The organism is Cryptosporangium aurantiacum (assembly GCF_900143005.1).
GTDB lineage: Bacteria > Actinomycetota > Actinomycetes > Mycobacteriales > Cryptosporangiaceae > Cryptosporangium > Cryptosporangium aurantiacum.
Window position 1 is genome coordinate 400715 of sequence record NZ_FRCS01000007.1, and the last position, 18903, is coordinate 419617.

General features: G+C 70.8%; 16 protein-coding genes. 7 read left to right on the forward strand and 9 right to left on the reverse strand.

What is annotated here, in order from left to right; translation table 11 throughout:
- Positions 1-1341: a flavin-containing monooxygenase gene (locus BUB75_RS24685; protein WP_073260164.1), complete on the reverse strand. Its 1341-nt coding sequence runs from the start codon at positions 1339-1341 to the stop codon at positions 1-3.
- A 90-nt stretch (positions 1342-1431) separates the two neighbouring features.
- Here BUB75_RS24685 and BUB75_RS24690 point away from each other — a divergent pair, with 90 nt between their 5' ends.
- On the forward strand, positions 1432-2196 hold the full coding sequence (locus tag BUB75_RS24690) for an SDR family NAD(P)-dependent oxidoreductase (RefSeq protein WP_073260165.1): 765 nt from the start codon (positions 1432-1434) through the stop codon (positions 2194-2196).
- A 5-nt stretch (positions 2197-2201) separates the two neighbouring features.
- On the forward strand, positions 2202-3005 hold the full coding sequence (locus BUB75_RS24695) for an SDR family NAD(P)-dependent oxidoreductase (protein WP_073260269.1): 804 nt from the start codon (positions 2202-2204) through the stop codon (positions 3003-3005).
- A gap of 4 nt (positions 3006-3009) precedes the next feature.
- On the opposite strand, the gene BUB75_RS24700 is transcribed toward BUB75_RS24695, so the two are convergent.
- Together BUB75_RS24700 and BUB75_RS24705 are read right to left on the reverse strand one after the other, a co-directional pair.
- A complete protein-coding gene (locus BUB75_RS24700) occupies positions 3010-3558 on the reverse strand; it encodes an NUDIX hydrolase (protein WP_218617743.1) in 549 nt (182 codons plus the stop codon).
- A complete protein-coding gene (locus tag BUB75_RS24705) occupies positions 3542-4684 on the reverse strand; it encodes an adenosylhomocysteinase (RefSeq protein WP_073260166.1) in 1143 nt (380 codons plus the stop codon). The genes BUB75_RS24700 and BUB75_RS24705 overlap by 17 nt, the downstream gene beginning before the upstream one ends.
- 102 nt (positions 4685-4786) lie before the next feature.
- Between BUB75_RS24705 and BUB75_RS24715 the strand changes: the two genes are divergently transcribed.
- Positions 4787-6169 (forward strand): helix-turn-helix domain-containing protein, encoded by a 1383-nt coding sequence (locus BUB75_RS24715; protein ID WP_084741656.1) that lies wholly within the window; start codon positions 4787-4789, stop codon positions 6167-6169.
- Position 6170: 1 nt separating this feature from the next.
- Here BUB75_RS24715 and BUB75_RS46440 read toward each other — a convergent pair whose 3' ends face one another.
- Genes BUB75_RS46440 through BUB75_RS24735 form a run of 4 tightly spaced genes read right to left on the reverse strand, consistent with a single transcriptional unit; the run spans position 6171 to position 12282 of the window.
- Complete coding sequence (locus BUB75_RS46440; protein ID WP_073260167.1) at positions 6171-7367, reverse strand: phosphotransferase; 1197 nt, start codon at positions 7365-7367, stop codon at positions 6171-6173.
- Positions 7364-8893: an AMP-binding protein gene (locus BUB75_RS24725; protein ID WP_073260168.1), complete on the reverse strand. Its 1530-nt coding sequence runs from the start codon at positions 8891-8893 to the stop codon at positions 7364-7366. The genes BUB75_RS46440 and BUB75_RS24725 overlap by 4 nt, the downstream gene beginning before the upstream one ends.
- A 26-nt stretch (positions 8894-8919) precedes the next feature.
- Positions 8920-11067 carry a 3-hydroxyacyl-CoA dehydrogenase NAD-binding domain-containing protein gene (locus BUB75_RS24730; RefSeq protein ID WP_073260169.1) on the reverse strand — a complete coding sequence of 716 codons (2148 nt, stop codon included), beginning with the start codon at positions 11065-11067 and terminating at the stop codon, positions 8920-8922.
- Positions 11068-11070: 3 nt separating this feature from the next.
- The gene (locus BUB75_RS24735) at positions 11071-12282 is read right to left on the reverse strand and encodes an acetyl-CoA C-acetyltransferase (protein ID WP_073260170.1); all 1212 of its coding nucleotides are present in this window, start codon (positions 12280-12282) and stop codon (positions 11071-11073) included.
- A 248-nt stretch (positions 12283-12530) separates the two neighbouring features.
- Here BUB75_RS24735 and BUB75_RS24740 point away from each other — a divergent pair, with 248 nt between their 5' ends.
- From BUB75_RS24740 to BUB75_RS24750, 3 genes are read left to right on the forward strand one after another with little or no spacing between them, the layout of a single operon-like run.
- Positions 12531-13787: a cytochrome P450 gene (locus BUB75_RS24740; RefSeq protein ID WP_073260272.1), complete on the forward strand. Its 1257-nt coding sequence runs from the start codon at positions 12531-12533 to the stop codon at positions 13785-13787.
- Positions 13788-13791: 4 nt separating this feature from the next.
- Positions 13792-14889, forward strand: a complete 1098-nt coding sequence (locus BUB75_RS24745) for an NAD(P)-dependent alcohol dehydrogenase (protein WP_073260171.1) — start codon at positions 13792-13794, stop codon at positions 14887-14889.
- 17 nt (positions 14890-14906) lie between these two features.
- On the forward strand, positions 14907-16337 hold the full coding sequence (locus BUB75_RS24750) for an aldehyde dehydrogenase family protein (RefSeq protein ID WP_073260172.1): 1431 nt from the start codon (positions 14907-14909) through the stop codon (positions 16335-16337).
- Between the two features lie 10 nt (positions 16338-16347).
- Here the strand turns inward: BUB75_RS24750 and BUB75_RS24755 are convergent, their stop codons facing one another.
- Entirely contained in the window at positions 16348-17091 is a 744-nt protein-coding gene (locus tag BUB75_RS24755) for a FadR/GntR family transcriptional regulator (RefSeq protein WP_073260173.1), read from the reverse strand.
- A 42-nt stretch (positions 17092-17133) separates the two neighbouring features.
- The gene (locus BUB75_RS24760; RefSeq protein ID WP_073260174.1) at positions 17134-18000 is read right to left on the reverse strand and encodes an enoyl-CoA hydratase/isomerase family protein; all 867 of its coding nucleotides are present in this window, start codon (positions 17998-18000) and stop codon (positions 17134-17136) included.
- A 109-nt stretch (positions 18001-18109) separates the two neighbouring features.
- Between BUB75_RS24760 and BUB75_RS24765 the strand changes: the two genes are divergently transcribed.
- Positions 18110-18901 (forward strand): enoyl-CoA hydratase/isomerase family protein, encoded by a 792-nt coding sequence (locus BUB75_RS24765; RefSeq protein ID WP_073260175.1) that lies wholly within the window; start codon positions 18110-18112, stop codon positions 18899-18901.
- Positions 18902-18903: the final 2 nt, after the last annotated feature.

Sequence of the window (18903 nt, forward strand, 5' to 3'; positions counted from 1 at the left end):
TCAGGCCGCCGCTCGGGCCCGACGCAGGCCCCGCGGGATCTCCCGGGTACGCAAGTCGTGTTCGTAGAGGAAGTAGTCGACCTGCTGGGTGTGGCGCGGCCGGTTGACGACGTGCCCGAGGTACTTCTTTTCGTCGGCGGTGATAACACGTTCCATCTCGGCGTCGGCCGGCGGCAGGTAGTGCCCGGTGGCGTACGCGGCGACCAGCCGGGACTGACACTCGACGAACGGGAACAGCGTCGGAATCGCCTGCGCCAGCCCCACGAACGCGAGGTTCGGGATCCCCGGCTTGAGGATCCGCTTGAACAGGCGGATCCGGTTGCCGGGAGCGGACAGGAACCCGGGGTCGAAGAACGGGAACGTGATGTTGTAGCCGGTGGCGTAGACGATCACGTCGAATTCGTCGCTGGTGCCGTCCACGAAGTGCACGGTCGAGCCGTCGAGCCGCTCGACGTTTCCCTTCGGGATCACGTCGCCGGAACCCAGCCGCAGCGGGAGCTCCACCGACTGGGTCGGGTGGGCCTCGAACAGCTTGTGATCCGGCGCCGGCAGGCCCCACAGCTCGGGCCGCCCGGCGAGCACCGGGCCGAGCGCCTGGACGGCTTTGCGCTGCCAGGACGCCGGGAGGTAGGGCGAGGTGCGGAGGAACCGGTCACCGGGGCGCCCGGCGATGTACTTCGGCACGATCCACGCGCCGGACCGGGTCGAGAGCGTGACCCGGTTCTGCAGTGCCTTCGACGAGAGCTCGACCGTGATGTCCGCGGCGCTGTTGCCGATCCCCACCACGAGGATCCGCTTGCCCTGCAGGTCCAGCGGCGTCTGCGGGTCGACGTAGTGGTGGGAGTGCAGGATCCGCCCGTCGAACTCGCCCGGGAAGTCCGGGTACCGGGGATCCCAATGGTGCCCGTTCGCGACGACCAGGAAGTCGAACTCCCGCGTCTCACCGGCGGTCGTGCGCAGCCGCCAGCCACCACCCTCGCGGGGTTGCGCGTGCTCGACCCCGGTGCGGAACTCGATCCGGTCGCACAGCCCGAACGCCTCGGCGTAGGAATCGAGGTACGCCTTGATCTCGGTGTGGTGCGGGAAGTCCGGGTAGGACCCCGGCATCGGGAAGTCCTTGAACGACAGCTGGTACTTCGAGGTGTCGATGTGCAGCGAGCGGTAGGCGCTGCTGTGCCCGTTCGGGTTGCCGAACGCCCAGTTCCCGCCGATCCGGTCGGACGACTCGAAACAGGTGTAGGGCACTCCGTAGTCGCCGAGCATCTTGCCTGCGGTGAGGCCGCTGATTCCGGCGCCGATGACCGCGGTGCTGAGGCCGCTCGGGTTTTGGGGTCCGCTCATGGTTTCTCCCAAGGCTGGACAGCCTGCTCCGCAGACACTAGAACGTGTTCTGACACGGGTCAACGGTTGCTGACGTCAGTGAGGACCAGCGTGGACGAACACAGGAACGCCGTTGTCATCGGAGGCGCGTCGGGCATCGGCCGGGCGATCGCCGCCGCGTTCGCGGCGAACGGCTACCGGGTGGTGGTCGCCGACCGCAACGCCGCCCAGGCCGCCGACGTCGCCGCGGAACTCGGGCCGCCGCACACGAGCGCGGAGGCCGACGTGACGGTCGAGGCGTCGGTCGAGGCGCTGTTCGCGCAGACGCCGGACCCACTGGACGCGGTCGTCAACTGCGCGGGCATCAGCGCGTTCGCGCCGATCGTCGACCACGACGCCGACCAGTTCCGCGCGGTCGTCGACACGTGCCTGACCGGCGGGTTCCTCGTCCTCAAGCACGCCGGACGCCGCCTGCGCCCTGGCGGTGCCGCGGTGTCGTTGTCGTCGCTGAACGCGCGGCAGCCAGCCGCGGCGCTGTCGGCGTACTGCGCGGCCAAGGCCGGGCTGTCGATGCTCACCCAGGTCGCGGCGCTGGAATGGGGCGAGCGCGGCGTGCGGGTCAACGCGATCGCGCCCGGCCTCGTGCTGACGCCGCTGACCGAGCCCGCGCTGGGCGTCCCCGGCGTCGTCGAGGACTACGTGGAGAACACGCCGCTGGGCCGGCCGGGCACCGTCGAGGAGATCGCGGCGGCCGCACTCTTCCTGTGCTCGGACCAGGCCGCGTGGATCACCGGCGAGGTGCTCGACATCAACGGCGGCGCCCACCTGAAGCGTTACCCCGACGTCCTCGGGCACGTCACGAAGGCGTTCGGGTGACGGAGGTGCGGTTCGACGGCAAGACCGCCCTCGTCACGGGTGGCGGCTCCGGCATCGGTGCCGCGCTGTGCCGGGCCCTGGCGGCGGCCGGGGCCGTGGTCGTCTGCACCGACCTTGATGGCGACGCCGCGTCGCGCGTCGCCGCCGACCTGCCGGGCGCCCGCGCGGCCCGCCTCGACGTCACTGATGCGGACGCCGTCCAGCGCGCCGTCGAGGAGGTCGAATGCCCGGACCTGCTGTTCAACAACGCCGGCATCGTGTTCGGCGGCGAGACGACCGACCTCACGCCCGACCAGTGGAACCAGATCATCGACGTCAACGTGCGCGGCGTCGTGCACGGCATCTCCGCGGCCTATCCGCGGATGGTCGCCCGCGGTTCCGGGCACATCATCAACGTCGCCTCGCTCGCCGGCCTGCTCCCGTCCGGGCTGCTGACCAGCTACGTCATGACCAAGCACGCGATCGTCGGCCTGTCGCTGGCGCTGCGCTCCGAGGCGGCCGCGCACGGCGTCGGCGTGACCGTCGTCTGCCCCGGCGCGGTCGACACTCCGATCCTCGACAAGGGCTCGGTGGGGCGCATCGTCGCCCGCGACCTGTTCTTGCAGGGTAGTCAGAAGCCGTACGACGTCGACCGCTTGGCCGGCGAGGTACTGCGCGCGGTCGCGGCCGACCGGGCGATGGTCGTGACGCCACGGAGCGGCCGGATGGCATGGCGGTTCGGCCGCGCCGCCCCGTTGATGCTCAATCGCGCCGCCACCCGCTTCGTCGCCCAACAACGCGCCCGCGCCGCCCGCCGGTCACCGAGGTGATCGGTCAAGCCAGCTGCTGAGCGACCCTGGTCGGGAGGTGCGCCGGTTGCACATTGCCAACGGGCATCCATCGATGTCCACTGACCTCGTCAGGGTCGAGAACGACGGTGAGGGCGCCAGTTCGGGTGCGGTAGAGATACCGCAGGTCGTAGTGGTGATGGGCCAACTCTCCCTTGTCAGGGTTGGCGGGTATCAGGTGTACGTCGACGTCGACGGGAACGGGGCTGAGGAGTTCGAGGTCTTTGGTATGGATGCCGGTTTCTTCCCTGACTTCCCGGCTGGCGGCGCCGGCGAGGGTCGTATCGGCCGCTTCGAGGTGACCACCGGGCCGTAGCCATGTGCCGAGCACGTTGTGGCGGATGTGGAGCACGCGTCGGCGTGGGTCGACGACCACTGCGGAGCAGGTGACGTGCCCGGGCAGCGTGCTGCGGTCGGTCAGGTCGCCATCAAGCCGCGTCAGCGCATCCGTCAGCGATTCGAGTCGTGTGGCGTCGTTGGGATACCGGTCGAGGTACGCACTGACGTCGACGCGAATGTCATCGGCGTGGATCACCGAGCGGCTCCCTGAAGTGGGTAAGCCAGAGCGCCGCGATGCGGCGACGGTCCAGCGGGGCGACGCCATGGTAGCCGGGTGGTAAGTCGGCGGTGACACACCGTGCGGCAGCGGCGAGGATCTCCGCTTGGACGAGCGCGATCGCCGGGCCGACAACGGCGCCGTGCAGAAAATTGACGGCTTCACCACCTGCCAGGGCGTACCAGGACTTCCCGTGCCGGGAGTATCGGACGACGTGGTCGCCGACCCGGACCCGCTCCCAGCTGCGGAGCGCGCCGACGTCGAGTTCGTCCTCGCTGCTGGTGACGCAGCCGAGGTAGGCACCGTCGGCAAGGAGGGCGAAGTCGTCGCCCCGTAGCGCTTTGTTGCCGGTGGCCGAGAGGACGAGGCCGGCACCGCGCAGCGCGTCCGAGAGAGCAGTGGCGACGGTGTGGCCGTGTGCCAGAGCTTCTGTGGTGCGTACCGGGTCGGTGTCGTACACGGTCACCTGCACACCGCGTCCGTGGAGACAGCGGGCGATGCTCGCGCCGATCTTTCCGTACCCCAGCACGGTCGCCCGGCCAGGCACGATGTCCCCGAGCCCACGGATCAGCGCCTCGGCGCTGAAGACCAGCGAGTAGCCGACCAGGTGATCCTCGGGCCGCTTTAGCGCAGATCGGGCGACGCTGAAGATCGGGCAGGGCGGCTTTCCTGCGTTGCGATAGCGACGCCAGCCGTTCTCGGTGTCCTCGACGACACCGACAACGCGCCCGCTGAACCGGTCGCAGAGATGGCCCAACGTCGGAGCGAAGTACCCGCCCACGTCGAGAAGTACGACGTCCTGGTCCGGAGCATGGTGTTCGAGGTAGGCAAGGGCGCTGGCGGCGTCGCTGAACAGGCCCCGGGAGAGGCAGCCCACCGGGTAGTCGCGGCTGAGGGTAGCTATGACGTCCGGATCGGCACTCTTGGGCTTGGGCAACAAGGCCGTGACGGGTGCCACACGATTGACCGCCCTCACGAACGCCGCACGGTCGGGCAGCAGATGCGTGATCAGCAACGACCGGGCTGCGCCGCCGCCGAAGGTGTCAGTGACTGCCGCGAAGTAGCGGTCGAGGGTGTTCAAGCGGGCGGTCTCGAATATCTGCATGTTCCCTCCTTCGTCAACCGAGGGTCGACAGCACTTAGAGTGATCGACTGATCGCTGTTTGTGGCTCGATCGGTGTTGCGGCAACATGGAGCGGAGGACGCTATGGAAAGCGATGCCGCCCTCGAAGTCTTCGGAATGGCGTTGCGGCACCTCCGCCGCGATGCGGGCCTGAGCCTGCGGAGGTTGGGCCAGACCGCCCATTACGACTACACACGGATCAGCCGCGTCGAACGCGGAGAGCATCTGCCCGATCATTCGTTGGTCACCGCGCTTGACGAGGCGGTCGGTGCCGGAGGGCTGCTCTGCCTGCTCCGGTCCCTCATCCCTGGCCCTGGGCGCGACGCGACCCGTGCGGCGAACCTTTCCCGGCCGATGTCGACCTTCGGAGCGCTGTGTACCGATGAGGCCGCCGATATGGTGACCGTGGAGCTGCGGACACCGGACGGAAGGACGGTGCGAGTGAGCCTGTCGCGGCGTGACTTCGCCAAGCTGCTGGCCGGTGGAACCTTCGCTGCGTTCCTGCCCGCGGGAGTCATCGACCTCGACGCCGCCGACCGCGTGGCGCGCGTCCTGGCTGAGCCGACCCGCACCGATCCGCAGGTCATCGCTTACTTCGGCAACGCACTCGGACAGCACTACGCCGCCGACAAGACGCTCGGCCCACGCCATCTTGTCCGGCTCGTCACCGCCGAGATCGACGTGCTCGCTGAACTGCGACGCAGCAGCCGACCAGGCACCTCTGGGCCGCTGCTGCGCGTTCTCGCTCAATACGCCGAGATGGCGGGCTGGTTGTACCAGGATGCGGGAGACATCACTGCCGCGATGCACTGGTCGGATCGGGCGAGCCAGTGGGCGCAGGGCGTCGGGGATCAGCAAATGGTCGCTTACATGCTCGTCCGCAAGAGCAATATCGCGCTACGCGGCGGTGATCCCGTGGACGTCGTCGAGCTTGCCGCGGCGGCCGGCCGGACACCGGGTCCCGTCAGCCCCCTGCTACGCGCATTGGCGGCGCAGCAGGAGGCCCGCGGGTGGGCGCTACTCGGTGACGCCGATCAATTCCAGCGACGGCTCGAGATCGCCGCCGGTCTCCTGTGTGACCATCCCGGCGACCTCGACCACACCGCCCCGGTTTACCTGCACCACTACGACCTCGCGACGTTGGAGGAACAGTCAGCCAGTGGCTGGCGTGACTGCGGCCGCGCGGACGCAGCAGTGGAGATCCTCGAGCGGCAAATCATCGCCACCCCGCCCGGTCAGCGCCGCGACTATGCCCACCAACAGGCGAAGCTGGCCAATGCGTTGGTGGCCACAGCCAGTCCCGATCCCGAGCGCGCGAGCGAGATCGGACTGGCGTGCGTCCCGGTCGCCGCGGAGACGGGCTCCGCTCGCATCACCGGAGAACTGCGGACTCTCACACGAGCACTGACTACCCGCTGGCCCAACCTGGTCGGGAGCCGGGAGCTACGGGAGGCGCTGGCGAGCTGAGTCACCGCTGATTCCGGATCAGGGCGAGCGTGTCCAGATCGCGGATCGCCTGGGCGGATCTCGACGCCATCGACAGGAACATCGCGTCGGCCGCCGCCGTCCGCTCCGCCGGGGAGTAGACGCAGCCCAGCACCGTGATCAGCGGCCCCTGCAGCATGCCGATCCGGTACCCGGTGCGGCAGTCCTCGAGAGAGAAGCCGGGCACGTCCAGCGCGGCGTGGTACGCCGCCACCAGGGACTCCTCATGGGCGCGCCGGGCGTCCGGGGGGAGCGACAGCGCGATGAAGTACGCGAGGTCGCGCCCCGGGTGGCCGATCGAGAGACCCTGCCAGTCCAGCGCCGCCGACCCGGCCCGGAACGACCCGGCCCCGGCCGACCCGGCCCCGGCCGACCCGGCCCCGGACGGTCCGGCCCCGGACGGTCCGGCCCCGGCCGACCCGGCCCCGGCCGACCCGGCCCCGGACGGGGGGAACATCAGGTTGTCGAGCCGGTAGTCGCCGTGCACCAGCGAGAACGGCGTCTGGTGGTGGAGCACCCACTCGGTCACCACGGACGCCGCCTCGGTGAGGGTCGCGGCGTCCGCTGCCGACAGTCCGGACGAGAACCGTGAGACGAACGTCCCGGTGGCGTCGGCCAGCGCCGCACCGGCGAGTTCGGCCAGCTCGGTCGTGGGGAGCGTGAGCCACTCCAGCCCGGTCCGCAGGAACTCGTCGTTCCAGAACGACGCGTGCAGCGCGGCGAGGTTCACCACCGCGTCCTCGGCCTGCGCGGGCGTGCACCCGGCGGCCTGGCTGCCCGGCACCGAGGGTGTCAGGTCCTCCAGGAGCAGGGTGAAGCTCGCGTGGTCGGTGCTGATCGCGCCGTACCAGCAGCGCGGGATCCGGGCGCGCACCCGTTCGGCGAGGTGCAGGTAGAACCCCACCTCGGAGACGAACGCCGGGCCGAGCAGCTTGCGCTGCGCCTCGCTGCCGGCCGCGATCTTGGCGACGACGCTCGACGGCGCTTCGGGCGGAGCCGGCGGCGAGTACTCCAACTCGATCCGGTAGCTGCCGCCGATCTGGCCGTTGCCGATCGGCGCGTGCCGCGCGGCCCGCACCGGGAAGCCCAGGGCCTGGCTCAGCCACTCCGGGGTGAGCCCGGCCGGGTCATCGATCAGCAGCGCCGGGTCGCTGACCGTGGGTAAGGGAAGCGGCGTCATGACGCGGACACCTCCTCGCGGAGCGTCCGGCGGAGCAGCTTGCCGGTGGGCGTTCGTGGTAGCTGGTCGCGGAACTCGAAGCGGCGGGGGCACTTCTGGGCGGCCAGGCCCTCTCGGCAGTGCCGGTCGAGCGCCTCGGCGAGCGCCGAACCCGGCACCGCGCCCGGTTCGGTCTGCACGATCGCGATCACCGTCTGGCCCCAGTCCGGATCGGACGCCCCGATCACCGCGACGTCGGCCACGTCCGGATGCAGCAGCAGCCGCTGCTCGACCTCGGACGGATAGATGTTGACGCCGCCGGAGATGATCAGGTCGTCGCGCCGGTCGAGCAGGTACAGGTAACCGTCCTTGTCGAGACGTCCCAGGTCACCGGCGGTGGCGAAGCCGTCGGAGCGCACCGCGGCGGCGGTCTTCTCCGGGTCGTTGTGGTAGACGAACGCCGACGGTGACGCGAAGAAGATCCGCCCGTCGTCGCCGACCGGCACGTCGTTGCCCGCGTCGTCGAGGATCCGCACCTCGCCGGTGGGCTTGCCGACGGTCCCCGGGTGCGACACGGCGTCGGCGGGGGACGCGATCGCCACCATCCCCTCGGTGGACGCGAGGTACTCCCAGACCACCGGACCGAGCCAGTCGAGCGCCGCCCGCTTGGCCTCCGGACCGAACGGCGCGCCGGCCACCAGCAGGTTCGTCAGGCTCGACAGGTCGTAGCGTTTCCGCACGTCGTCGGGCAGCCGCAGCAGCCGGTGGAGGTGGGTCGGCACCATCTGCGAGCTGGTCACCCGGTACTGCTCGATCGTGCGCAGGACGTCCTCGGGTTCGAACCTGGCCCGGATCACCACGGTGTGGCCGAGGTGCAGCGACTGCGCGGCGATGTTGCCCGGCGCCGCGTGGTACAGCGGTGAGCAGGCCAGATGCACGCCCGGCCCGGGGTGGAGGTCGAAGCCGCCCAGCAGCGCGCCGAAGAACGTGATCATCAATTCCGGCTCGATCGGCGGCATCTCCCGCCGGACGCCCTTCGGCCGGCCGGTGGTGCCCGACGTGTAGCCCATGTACGTCCCGGCGACCCGGTCCGACGGCGCCTCGGCCGACGCTCCGGCCTTCCAACCGGAGTAGTCGGCCCACCCCGGTACCTCCGACGGGCCGACCGCGAACCGCGCCGACGGCAGACGATCGGCGACCGGAGCCAGCCCGCGCGCCAGGTCGTCGTGGGCGATCAGCGCCGTCGCGCCGCTGTCGCCGATGATGTAGGCGGCCTCCTCCGGCGTCAGGTGCACGTTGATCGGCACCTGGAACAGACCGATCTGCGTCGTGGCCATCACAGCCTCGAAGTGCTCGACCGCGTTGTGCAGCATCGTCGCGACGACGTCGCCGGGGCCGAGGCCCTGCGCGCGCAACGCGTTGGCGAGACGGTTCGCCGCCTCGCCGAGCTCGCCGAACGTCACCTCGCAGCCGTCCGGGCCGACCACCGCCAGGCGCTCGGGATCGTCGGTCGCCAGCGCGTAGACGCCGGGGGGAACAGTGGACATCGTCGGCCGCCCTTCCTCAATGAGTCTCAGATGCCGGGGGACACCACGGCGTTGGATCCGTAGAAGGTCTGCCCGGCCGCCGCCATGTCCCGCACCAGCGGGGGCAGCGCGTACTGCTCGCCGTGCGCGGCGGCGAGCCGGTCGCACTCGGCGACGAACCGCGCCGGGCCGATCGTGTCGATCGCGACGAACGGTCCGCCCAGGTGCGCCGGGAAGCCGACGCCGAGCGTCGCGCCCAGATCGCCGTCGATGACGTCGGGCAGCACCCCCTCGGCGAACGCGCGGGCACCTTCGGCGAGCTGGGCGTAGAGGATCCGGGCCTTGACCTCGTCGATCGAGGGCTGGTCGGCGCGGGTCGGCAGCGCGTCGGACAGACCCGGCCACAGCGACTTCGTGCCGTCGTCGTGGTAGTCGTAGAAGCCCTTGCCGTTCTTCCGGCCGTGCCGACCGGCGTCCACCAGCGTGCCGACGATGCCCAGGTCGCCGCCGTGCCCGTGGCTGCGGCTCGCGTGCACGGTCAGGTCGAGGCCGACCGAGTCGGAGATCGTCAGCGCGCCCATCGGCATGCCGACCATCCGGGCGCCGTTCTCCACCAGGTTCGGGTTCACACCCTCGTTGACCATCGTCAGGCTGGCGGTGAGGAACGACCCGATGAACCGCGACGTGAAGAACCCCGGGCTGTCGTTGACGACGATCGGCGTCTTGCGCAGCGCCTTCGCGAGGTCGAGCGTTCGCGCCAGCGTGGCGTCGGAGGTTTGCTCGCCGCGGATGATCTCGACCAGCGCCATCCGCTCGACCGGCGAGAAGAAGTGCGCACCAATGAACAGCTCGGGTCGTCTGCTGAACGCCGCCAGCGAGGTGATCGGGATCGCGGACGTGTTGGAGGCGAACACCGCGTCGGCCGGCAGCACCGCGTCGGCGCGCGCGATGACGTCCTTCTTGACCGCGCGGTCCTCGAAGACCGCCTCCACGACGAGGGGGACGTCACCCAGGTCGGCGTAGTCGGTGGTGGGGTGGATGCGGGCCAGCGTCGCGTCGGCCTTGTCCTGCGTCCGGCGTCCTTTCGCGACCTCACGCGCCAGCCGCGAACCGGCGTACGCCTTTCCGTGTTCGGCCGAGGGCAGGTCGCGGTCGAGCAGCACGACCTCGATCCCGGCCTTCGCCGCGGTGAGCGCGAGCCCCGCGCCCATCGTTCCGGCGCCGAGGATGCCGATCTTCGGGTAGCGGGCCTTCTCCACCCCCGCCGGACGTGCCGCCAGCTTGTCGGCCTTCTGCTTGCTCACGAACATCGTCCGGATCAACGCCTTGGAGACCGGGCTGGTGAACAGCGTGTAGAAGTACTTGCCCTCCAGACGCAGCGCGGTGTCGAACGGGAGCTGCGTGCCCTCGTAGACCGCGGCCGAGATGGCCGCGGGCGCCGGATGGTTCCCGAACGTGTTCGCGCGCGTCCTCATGTTGCTGACGCTCAGCAGGTTCCGGACGTCCGGCACGAGCGCGCCCGCCCCGCCGGGAACCGTGAACCCCTTCTTGTCCCAGGGCGCGACCGGGTCGCCCTCCTCCAGCAGCCACCGCTTGGCCTCGGCGAGCAGCCGCTCGGCCGGGACCACCGCGTGGACGACGCCTGCCTTCAGCGCCGCGGAAGGGTTCATCGCCGTGCCCTGCAGCAGCAGCGGTAGCGCCGCGGCGATTCCGATCAGCCGGGGGAGCCGCTGCGTGCCGCCGCCGCCCGGCAGCAGCCCCACGTTCGACTCCGGCAGCCCGAGCAGGATCGCCGGGTCGTCGGCGACCACCCGGTAGTGGCAGGCCAGCGCGATCTCCAGCCCGCCGCCGAGCGCGGTGCCGTTGATCGCGCAGGCGACCGGCTTTCCGCAGGTCTCCAGCCGGCGCAGTTGCCTCGACAGCGACAGCAGGCCGTCGAGCAGTTCCTCGGTGGTCCGCGGACGGCTGCCGCTCCCGGAGTCCATCTCTTTGAGGTCGGCTCCGGCCACGAACGCCGGCTTGCCCGACGTCAGAATCAGGCCTTTGACGGCCGGGTCGGCTGCGGCGTCGTCCACCGCGGTCGCCAGTGCGGTGGTCAGCTCCGCCCCGAGCGTGTTCATCGTCTTGCCGGGCAGGTCCATCGTCAGCGTGGCGATGCCGTCGGCGTCGACGACGGTGGTGACCGGGTTGCTCATGACTCAGACCCTCTCGATGACCATCGCGATGCCCATGCCACCGGCCGCGCAGAGCGTGACGACGCCCGTGCCCAGGTCACGGCGCTCGAGTTCGTCGAGCAGCGTGCCGAGGATCATCGCGCCGGTGGCCCCGAGCGGATGACCGAGCGCGATCGCCCCGCCGTTGACGTTGACCCGGTCGTGCGGGAGGTCCAGCTCGCTCATCAGCAGCAGCGGCACCGCGGCGAACGCCTCGTTGATCTCCCAGAGGTCGACGTCGTGCACGGCCATGCCCGCGCGGGCCAGCGCCCTGCGGCAGGTCGCGGGCGGTGCGTCGAGGAACAACAGCGGTTCGGAGCCCAGCGAGACCGACGACCGGATCTTCGCGCGGGGGGTGAGGCCCAGGCGCTCCCCGGCCTCGGTGTTACCGATCAGGACGGCCGCCGCGCCGTCGACGACGCCGGAGCTGGTGCCCGCGGTGTGCAGATGCTCGATCTTCTCCAGCTGCGGGTAGCGCTGCAGCGCGATCGCGTCCTGGCCGAGCTTCTCGCCGAAGAACGTGAAGGCGGGCGCCAGGGCGTCGAGCCCGTCGAGCGTGGTGTCCGGTCGTAGATGTTCGTCGCGCTCGAGGACCGTCAACCCGAGGACGTCGGTCACCGGGATCACCGACCGGTCGAAGCGTCCCTCCGCCCACGCCTGGGCGGCACGCTGCTGGCTGGCCAGCCCGTAGCTGTCCAGGTCCTTGCGGGTGAAGCCGCAGAGCGTCGCCAGCAGATCCGCGCTGACGCCCTGCGTCACCATCGGGTGGTCGGCGGTCAGCGCCGGATCGAGGCCCCACGGGCCTCCGCCGTCGGAGCCCGGCGGCACCCGGGACATGCTCTCGACGCCGCCGCCGATCACCGCGTCGCAGGACCCGGCGGCGATCTTCGCGGCGCCGATCGCCACGGCCTCCAATCCGGACGCGCAGAACCGGTTGACGTGCAGGCCGGGGACCTGGTCGGCGAATCCGGCCGCGATCGGCGCGATCCGGGGCAGCAGCGGCCCCTGCTCGCCGGCGCCGCTCACCACGCCGAGGACGACCTCGTCGACGCCGTCCGCGGGAAGCGTGTTGCGCTCCCGGACGGCGCGCAGCGTCTGCACGGCGAGCTGGACGGGCGTGATCTCGTGGAGCGCGCCGGTGGGCTTGCCCCGGCCGCGTGGCGTCCGGACGTGGTCGTAGAGGAAAACGTCGGGCAAGGCGGACCTCCTGGTCGGCCGGGCAGGAAACCACGTCGAGCGGCGAACCGAGGGCGATCGGGTGCGGCGGAGGCGCGTGGGGAAAGTGCCGACTCGGTCGGCGCGCCGACACTAAACTGAACTCTGCGTTCAGGTCAACGGCCCGTATTCGATCGACGACCGGGCGGCTTCCTAGCCGCTTGACAAGCTTGAACTCCGAGTTCACTGTTGCCCCACTGCGTCCGCGTGCTCATCGAGGAGCGATGTCCATGACGCTGTTCGCGACCCCCCATCCGGTGCAGACACAGATCGACATCTCCTCCCAGCGGTTCTGGTCGCTGCCGTTCGCCGAGCGGGAGACGTCGTTCGCCCGGCTGCGGGCCGAAGCGCCGGTGAGCTGGCATCCACCGATCGAAGTCGACTTCCCGCACGACCAGCGCGGGTTCTGGGCCGTCACCCGCGCCGCCGACATCACCGCGGTCAGCCGCGACAGCGAGGTGTTCGAGTCCAAGCACGGCATCACGCTCGACCCGGTGTCGCCGGAGGAGTCCGTCGCGATCTCGTTCTTCCTCGCGATGGATCCGCCCGAGCACACCCGGTATCGCAAGCTGATCAGCGCGGCGTTCACCCCGAAGGCGATCGGGCGGATCACCGAGCGGATCGAGCAGAACGCCGTGTCGATCGTCGACGGGCTGATCGGGGCGGGTGACGTCGATTTCGTGACGGCCTGCTCGGCCCGGTTACCGATGACGACGGTCTCCGACATCGTCGGGGTGCCGGACTCCGAACGCGACCGGGTCTCCCAGGCCGCCGAGCACCTGGTCGGCGGCGGTGAGGCGGCCGGGCTGTCCCGCGAGGAGTTCCACTCGTTCGCGTTCGGCGAGGTGCTCTACCTGTTCCAGGTCGGCGCCGATCTGGCCGCGCACCGGCGGAAGAACCCGGCCGACGACCTGATGACCAACCTCGTCCAGGCGGAGATCGACGGCCACCGGCTGACCGACGACAACATCGGCGCGTTCATGGTGCTGATGAGCGTCGCGGGCAACGACACCACCAAGCAGGCCACGACCCGGACGATGCTCGCGCTGAACGACTACCCCGAGCAGCGGGACTGGCTGCTGGCGGACTACGACGGCCGGATCATGCCGGCGATCGAGGAGTTCGTCCGGTACTCCACCCCGGTCATGCAGTTCACCCGCACCGCGTCCCGCGACGTCGAGCTGCACGGCGCGCAGATCGCCGCCGGTGACAAGGTCGCGCTGTTCTACTGCTCGGGCAACCGGGACGAGACCGTGTTCGACCGGCCGGACGTGTTCGACCTGCGCCGGCGCAAGAGCCTCCACGTCGGGTTCGGGGGCGGCGGAGCCCACTACTGCCTCGGCAGCGGGGTCGCGAAGACCCAGCTGCGGGCGATCATCGGGCAGTTGCTGACCCGGGTGCCGTCGATCGAGTTCGGTGAGCCGGTGCCGCTGGAGAGCAACTTCATCCACGGCATCGCGTCGCTTCCCGCCCGGATCGGAGCCTGACCCGATGACCCACTCTCGTAGTGCTGTCCTTCGCGACCTCACCGGGCCCTACTCGATCGAGACCGTCACCGTCGACCCACCCGGCCCTGGTGAGGCACTGGTCCGGGTGGTGGCCGCGGGGCTGTGCCACACCGACCAGTTCGGACGCAGCGGCCTGCTCGGCGACACGTTCCTGCCCGCGATCCTGGGACACGAGGGCTCCGGGATCGTCGAGGCGGTCGGACCCGGCGTGACGACCGTGGCGCCCGGCGACCACGTCGTGCTGTCGTTCGACTCCTGCGGTTCCTGCGACGCGTGCGTCGGCGGTGCGCCGTCGAACTGCGTCTCGTTCGAGCTGCACAACGTCACCGGATCGCGCCCCGACGGCAGCGGCTGCGTCACCGACGCGTCCGGCGCCCGGGTGACCAGCCGCTGGTTCGGGCAGTCGTCGTTCGGCGAGTTCACGCTGGCGACCGCGCGGAACATGGTGAAGGTCGACACCGACGTCCCGCTGGCGCTGCTCGGCCCGCTGGGCTGTGGCATCCAGACCGGCGCCGGTGCGGTGCTCAACACCGCGCGGCTCGCGCCGGGCCAGACGATCGGCGTCTTCGGCGTCGGCGCGGTCGGGCTCGCCGCGGTGATGGCCGCGAAGCTGTCCGGGGCGAGCGAGATCGTCGCGGTCGACCTCCACCCGACGCGGCGCGCACTCGCCGCGGAGCTCGGCGCCACCCGGGTCGTCGACGGGAACGATCCGGACCTGATCGCCGCGGTTCGTGGCGACGGGCCCGGCCTCGACGTCACGTTCGACACCACCGGCGTCAGCGCCGTGATGAGCGCGGCGATCGACGTCCTCCGGCGGCCCGGCCTGTGCATCCTGGTCGGAGCCGGCCTGGACACGCTGACCGTCTTCCCGGCCGCGCTGGCGGGGAAGACCGTGACCTACGTCTACGAGGGCAGCGCGGTGCCGCAGCTGTTCATCCCGCGCCTGATCGACCTCTGGAAGCGCGGGCTCTTCCCCTTCGACCGGCTGATCACCGAGTATCCGTTCGAGGCGATCGACCAGGCAGAAGCCGACGCCAATTCCGGCGTCACCGTGAAGCCGGTGCTCCTGCTCAAGCCCTGATCCTTTCGGAGGCTCGCATGTCCGTCACCGCCGACCACCCCCGTACCGTGACGATCGACGGCTCGGGAGTCGAAACCGCCGCCCACTTCGACGTGATCAACCCGGCCACCGGCGAGCCGTTCGCCAGCGCGCCGGCCGTCTCGCCGCAACAACTCGACGCCGCTGTGCGCGCCGCCGACGCCGCGTACGGCCGCTGGCGCCGCGACGAGGACGCGCGGAAAGCCGCGCTGCTGGCCGCCGCCGACGCGGTCGACGCCGCCGCGGGCGAGCTCGCCGCGATCCTGACCGCGGAGCAGGGCAAGCCGCTCCAGGACGCGGCGACCGAGACCTTCCTGGTGTCGCTGTGGCTGCGCTACTACGCCAACCTCGAGCTCGGGCCGGAGATCGTCCGGGACGACGAGAACGGCTACGCCGAGGTCCACCGGCGGCCGCTGGGCGTCGTCGCGGCGATCACGCCGTGGAACTTCCCGCTGACGCTGGCGATGTGGAAGATCGCGCCGGCACTGCGCGCGGGCAACACGGTCGTGATCAAGCCGTCGCCGTTCACGCCGCTGGCGACGCTCGCGCTCGGCGAGGTGCTCCGCGATGTGCTGCCGCCGGGCGTCCTCAACGTCGTCACCGGGCCGGACCCGCTCGGCGCGTCGCTGACCACCCACCCGCTCGTGCGCAAGATCAGCTTCACCGGCTCCACCGCGACCGGCAAGAAGGTCGCGGCCGCCGCGGCCGACGACCTCAAGCGGGTCACGCTCGAACTCGGTGGCAACGACCCGGCGATCGTCCTGCCCGGCGCGCCGATCGGTGACATCGCGGCCGGGCTCTTCTGGAGCGGGTTCATCAACAACGGGCAGACCTGCCTGGCGGTCAAGCGGATCTACGTCCACGAGGAACAGCACGACGACCTGGTGGAGGCGCTCGCCGGGATCGCGCGGGACGTCCGGGTCGACGAGGGCACCGCCGAGGGCGTCCAGCTCGGGCCGATCAACAACCGTCCGCAGTTCGAGCGGGTCTCCGGGCTGGTCGCGGACGCGGTCGCGCACGACGCCACGGTCGCGGCCGGCGGCCAGGCCCTCGACCGGCCGGGGTACTTCTTCGCCCCGACAATCCTCGCGAACGTCTCCGACGGGCTCGCGGTCGTCGACGAGGAGCAGTTCGGCCCGGTGTTACCGGTGATCTCCTACCGCGAGGTGGACGACGCGGTCGCGCGCGCCAACAGCACCCGGTACGGGCTGACGGCCTCGGTGTGGTCGGCCGACCCGGAGCACGCCGCCGAGGTCGCGGCCGAGGTGGACGCCGGGCAGGTCACCGTGAACATGCACGGCGGCGCGGTCACACCGGACCTGCCGTTCGGCGGGCACAAGTGGAGTGGGATCGGCGTCGAGAACGGGCCGTGGGGCTTGTACGGCTTCACCGAGACGCAGGTGCTCGCGGGCCCGGCACGGAGCGCCTGAGCAACGCGGCTCAGTAGTCGTGTCGCATCAGGTCGATCACGGTCTTCGCGCGCTGTGCGAGCAGTACCCGTCCGACCACCGCCATGTGCTCGGACCAGTGGTGTTCGGCCGCGACCGCGTCACCGTCCTCGATCAGCGCGGCGAGGCGGGCCTGGGAGCGCAGGCCACGCAGCCGGGTGGCGCTGGTGTCGGCGGCGCTCGGCTGGCTGACCGTCGTCACGGCTCGGGCGACAACCTCGTTGAGCATCTCGGCCACGATGCCGAGCGTCCGGTTCCCCGCCAGCTCGACCAGGCGCGCGTGGAACCGGGCGTTGGCGCGCCCGAACGCGTCCGGATCGTCGACGACCTCGAGTTGATCGGCGATGAGCCGACGCAGTTCGCCGGCCGCCTCCCGGCGGCCGTCCGAGGCCGCCACCGTCCGCGCCGCGACCGGCTCCAGCAGCCGCCGCGCGTCGTAGACGTCGGCCAGCGGCACGTTGCGGGCCTGCAGCACCAGCGCCGCGGTCCGCGCGGTCATCCGGTGGTCGGGGCGGTGCACGACGACCCCGCCCCGCGCGCCCCGCTTCACCGAGATGAGGCCTTCGGCCTCCAGGATGCGCAGCGCTTCGCGCAGCGACGGGCGGGAGACGCCGAACCTCTCGACGAGGTCCGGTTCCCGTCCGAGCGACTCGCCCTCCGACAACTCACCCCGGACGATGAGCATGCGGATCTCGTCGGCGATCCGCTGTGGCTTCTCGCGCGCCTCGGCGGCCATCTGAGTGTTCTCCTCCGAAACATCTGGAGGTTTGAGACTAACTCAGCTCGGTTCCGGGACTTCGAAGTGTGCGTCGCGCAGCTCGAACGCGCGCCGGGTGCCGTGCTCCGCGCGGGTCTTGACGAAGTTGAATTCGCCGTCCTCGAACTGCAGGTTCGTTCCGAACGCGTGGACGAGGTAGCTGACCACCTCCTCGCCCTGGTAACCCTGCAGCTGCTCGACCAGGCGGAACGCCTCCTTCGCGATGACCAGGCCGTCGGCGGGCATCCGGGCGATCTTGCGGCCCCACCAGTCGGCCCGCGCCGCGACGTCGTCCGCGGCCACGACCTCGGTGAAGATCGGCCACTGGCGCAACTCGGCGGCGCGGATCGTGTCGCCGGTCAGCAGCAGGCGCCGGGCCAGCATCGGGCCCAGCCGGTGGAAGAACGTGTGCAGCGACCCGAGCGCCGGGCCGAGGAACCGGGTCGCGGGCATGCCCATCAGCGTGTCCTCGGCGACCACCGCGACGTCGGCCATCAGCGCCAGCTCGAACCCGCCGCCCAGCGCGTAACCGCGGACCTCGGCGATCGTGACCTTCGGGTAGCCGATCAGGTTGTGGTAGAAGCTGAACGTCTTGCGGTCGACGGACAGGCGCCGGCGCTGGCTGGGGCGGCGTTTTCGGTCGTTCCCCGTGCCGTCGCCGTACCAGGCGTAGGCGTTGCCCATGTCCGCGCCGGTGCTGAACACGTCGCCGCTGCCGCGCAGGTGGACGACCTTGATCGTGTCGTCGAGCGCCAGGTCGTCGAGGTACGCGCCGAGCTGCTCGCGCATCGCCGCGTCGTAGGCGTTGCGACGGTCCGGGTTGTCGAGCGTGAGCCGGGCGATGCCGGTCTCCTCGTCGCGGTCCAACAGCACGCGGCCGGTCCCCATGGCGGTTCCCTTCGGTTGGGCGTCGAGGACTTTATACATCTAGATATTTCGCCGTGTCGGCGTTTACGATCGGGCCGTCCCGCATCGGGCGCCCGGAAGGAGGTACGGCGTGAGCGGTCTCGCCGTGAGCCGGAACGGCGGCGTGCTCCGCGTCGACCTCGACCGGCCGGCCCGCAAGAACGCACTGGACAGCGCCGCCGTCGGCGCGCTGATCGACGTCCTTCGCGCCGCGGCCACCGACGACGATCTGCGCGTCGTCGTCCTCGGCAGCACCGGACCGGACTTCTGCTCCGGAGCCGACTGGGTGAGCACGAACCGCGGCGATCGGCCGCGGCCGCGCACCGGCGCCGTGCAGCGGCGTACCGCGGTCGAGGCGCACCGGCTGGTCCAGCTGGTCACCGAGGTGCAGCTCCCGGTCGTCTGCGAGGTCCGCGGGTACGCCGCCGGGCTCGGCTGCCAGCTGGCGCTGGCCGCGGACTTCACGATCGCCACCGACGACAGCTGCTTCTGGGAGCCGTTCGTCCAGCGCGGCTTCAGCGCCGACAGCGGCGCGACCTGGCTGCTGCCCCGCCTGGCCGGTGTCGCGCGGGCGAAGGAGATGCTGCTGCTCGGGCGCAAGGTCAGTGGTGCCGAGGCTGCCGACTGGGGTCTCGTCCACCGTGCCGTACCGGCCGCGGAGCTCGAACCGGCCACCGCGTCGGTCGTCGATCAGCTCGCGGCAGGACCGACCGTCGCGGTCGGGCTGACCAAACGCGCGATCCACCGCGGGCTCTCGCTCGGCCTGGCCGACGCGATGGAGTACGAGGCGACGGCGCTCGAGCTGTCGTCCCGGACCGCCGACTTCAAAGAAGGACTCGCGGCGTTCACCCAGCGCCGCTCGCCCCGCTTCACCGGACGGTAGGT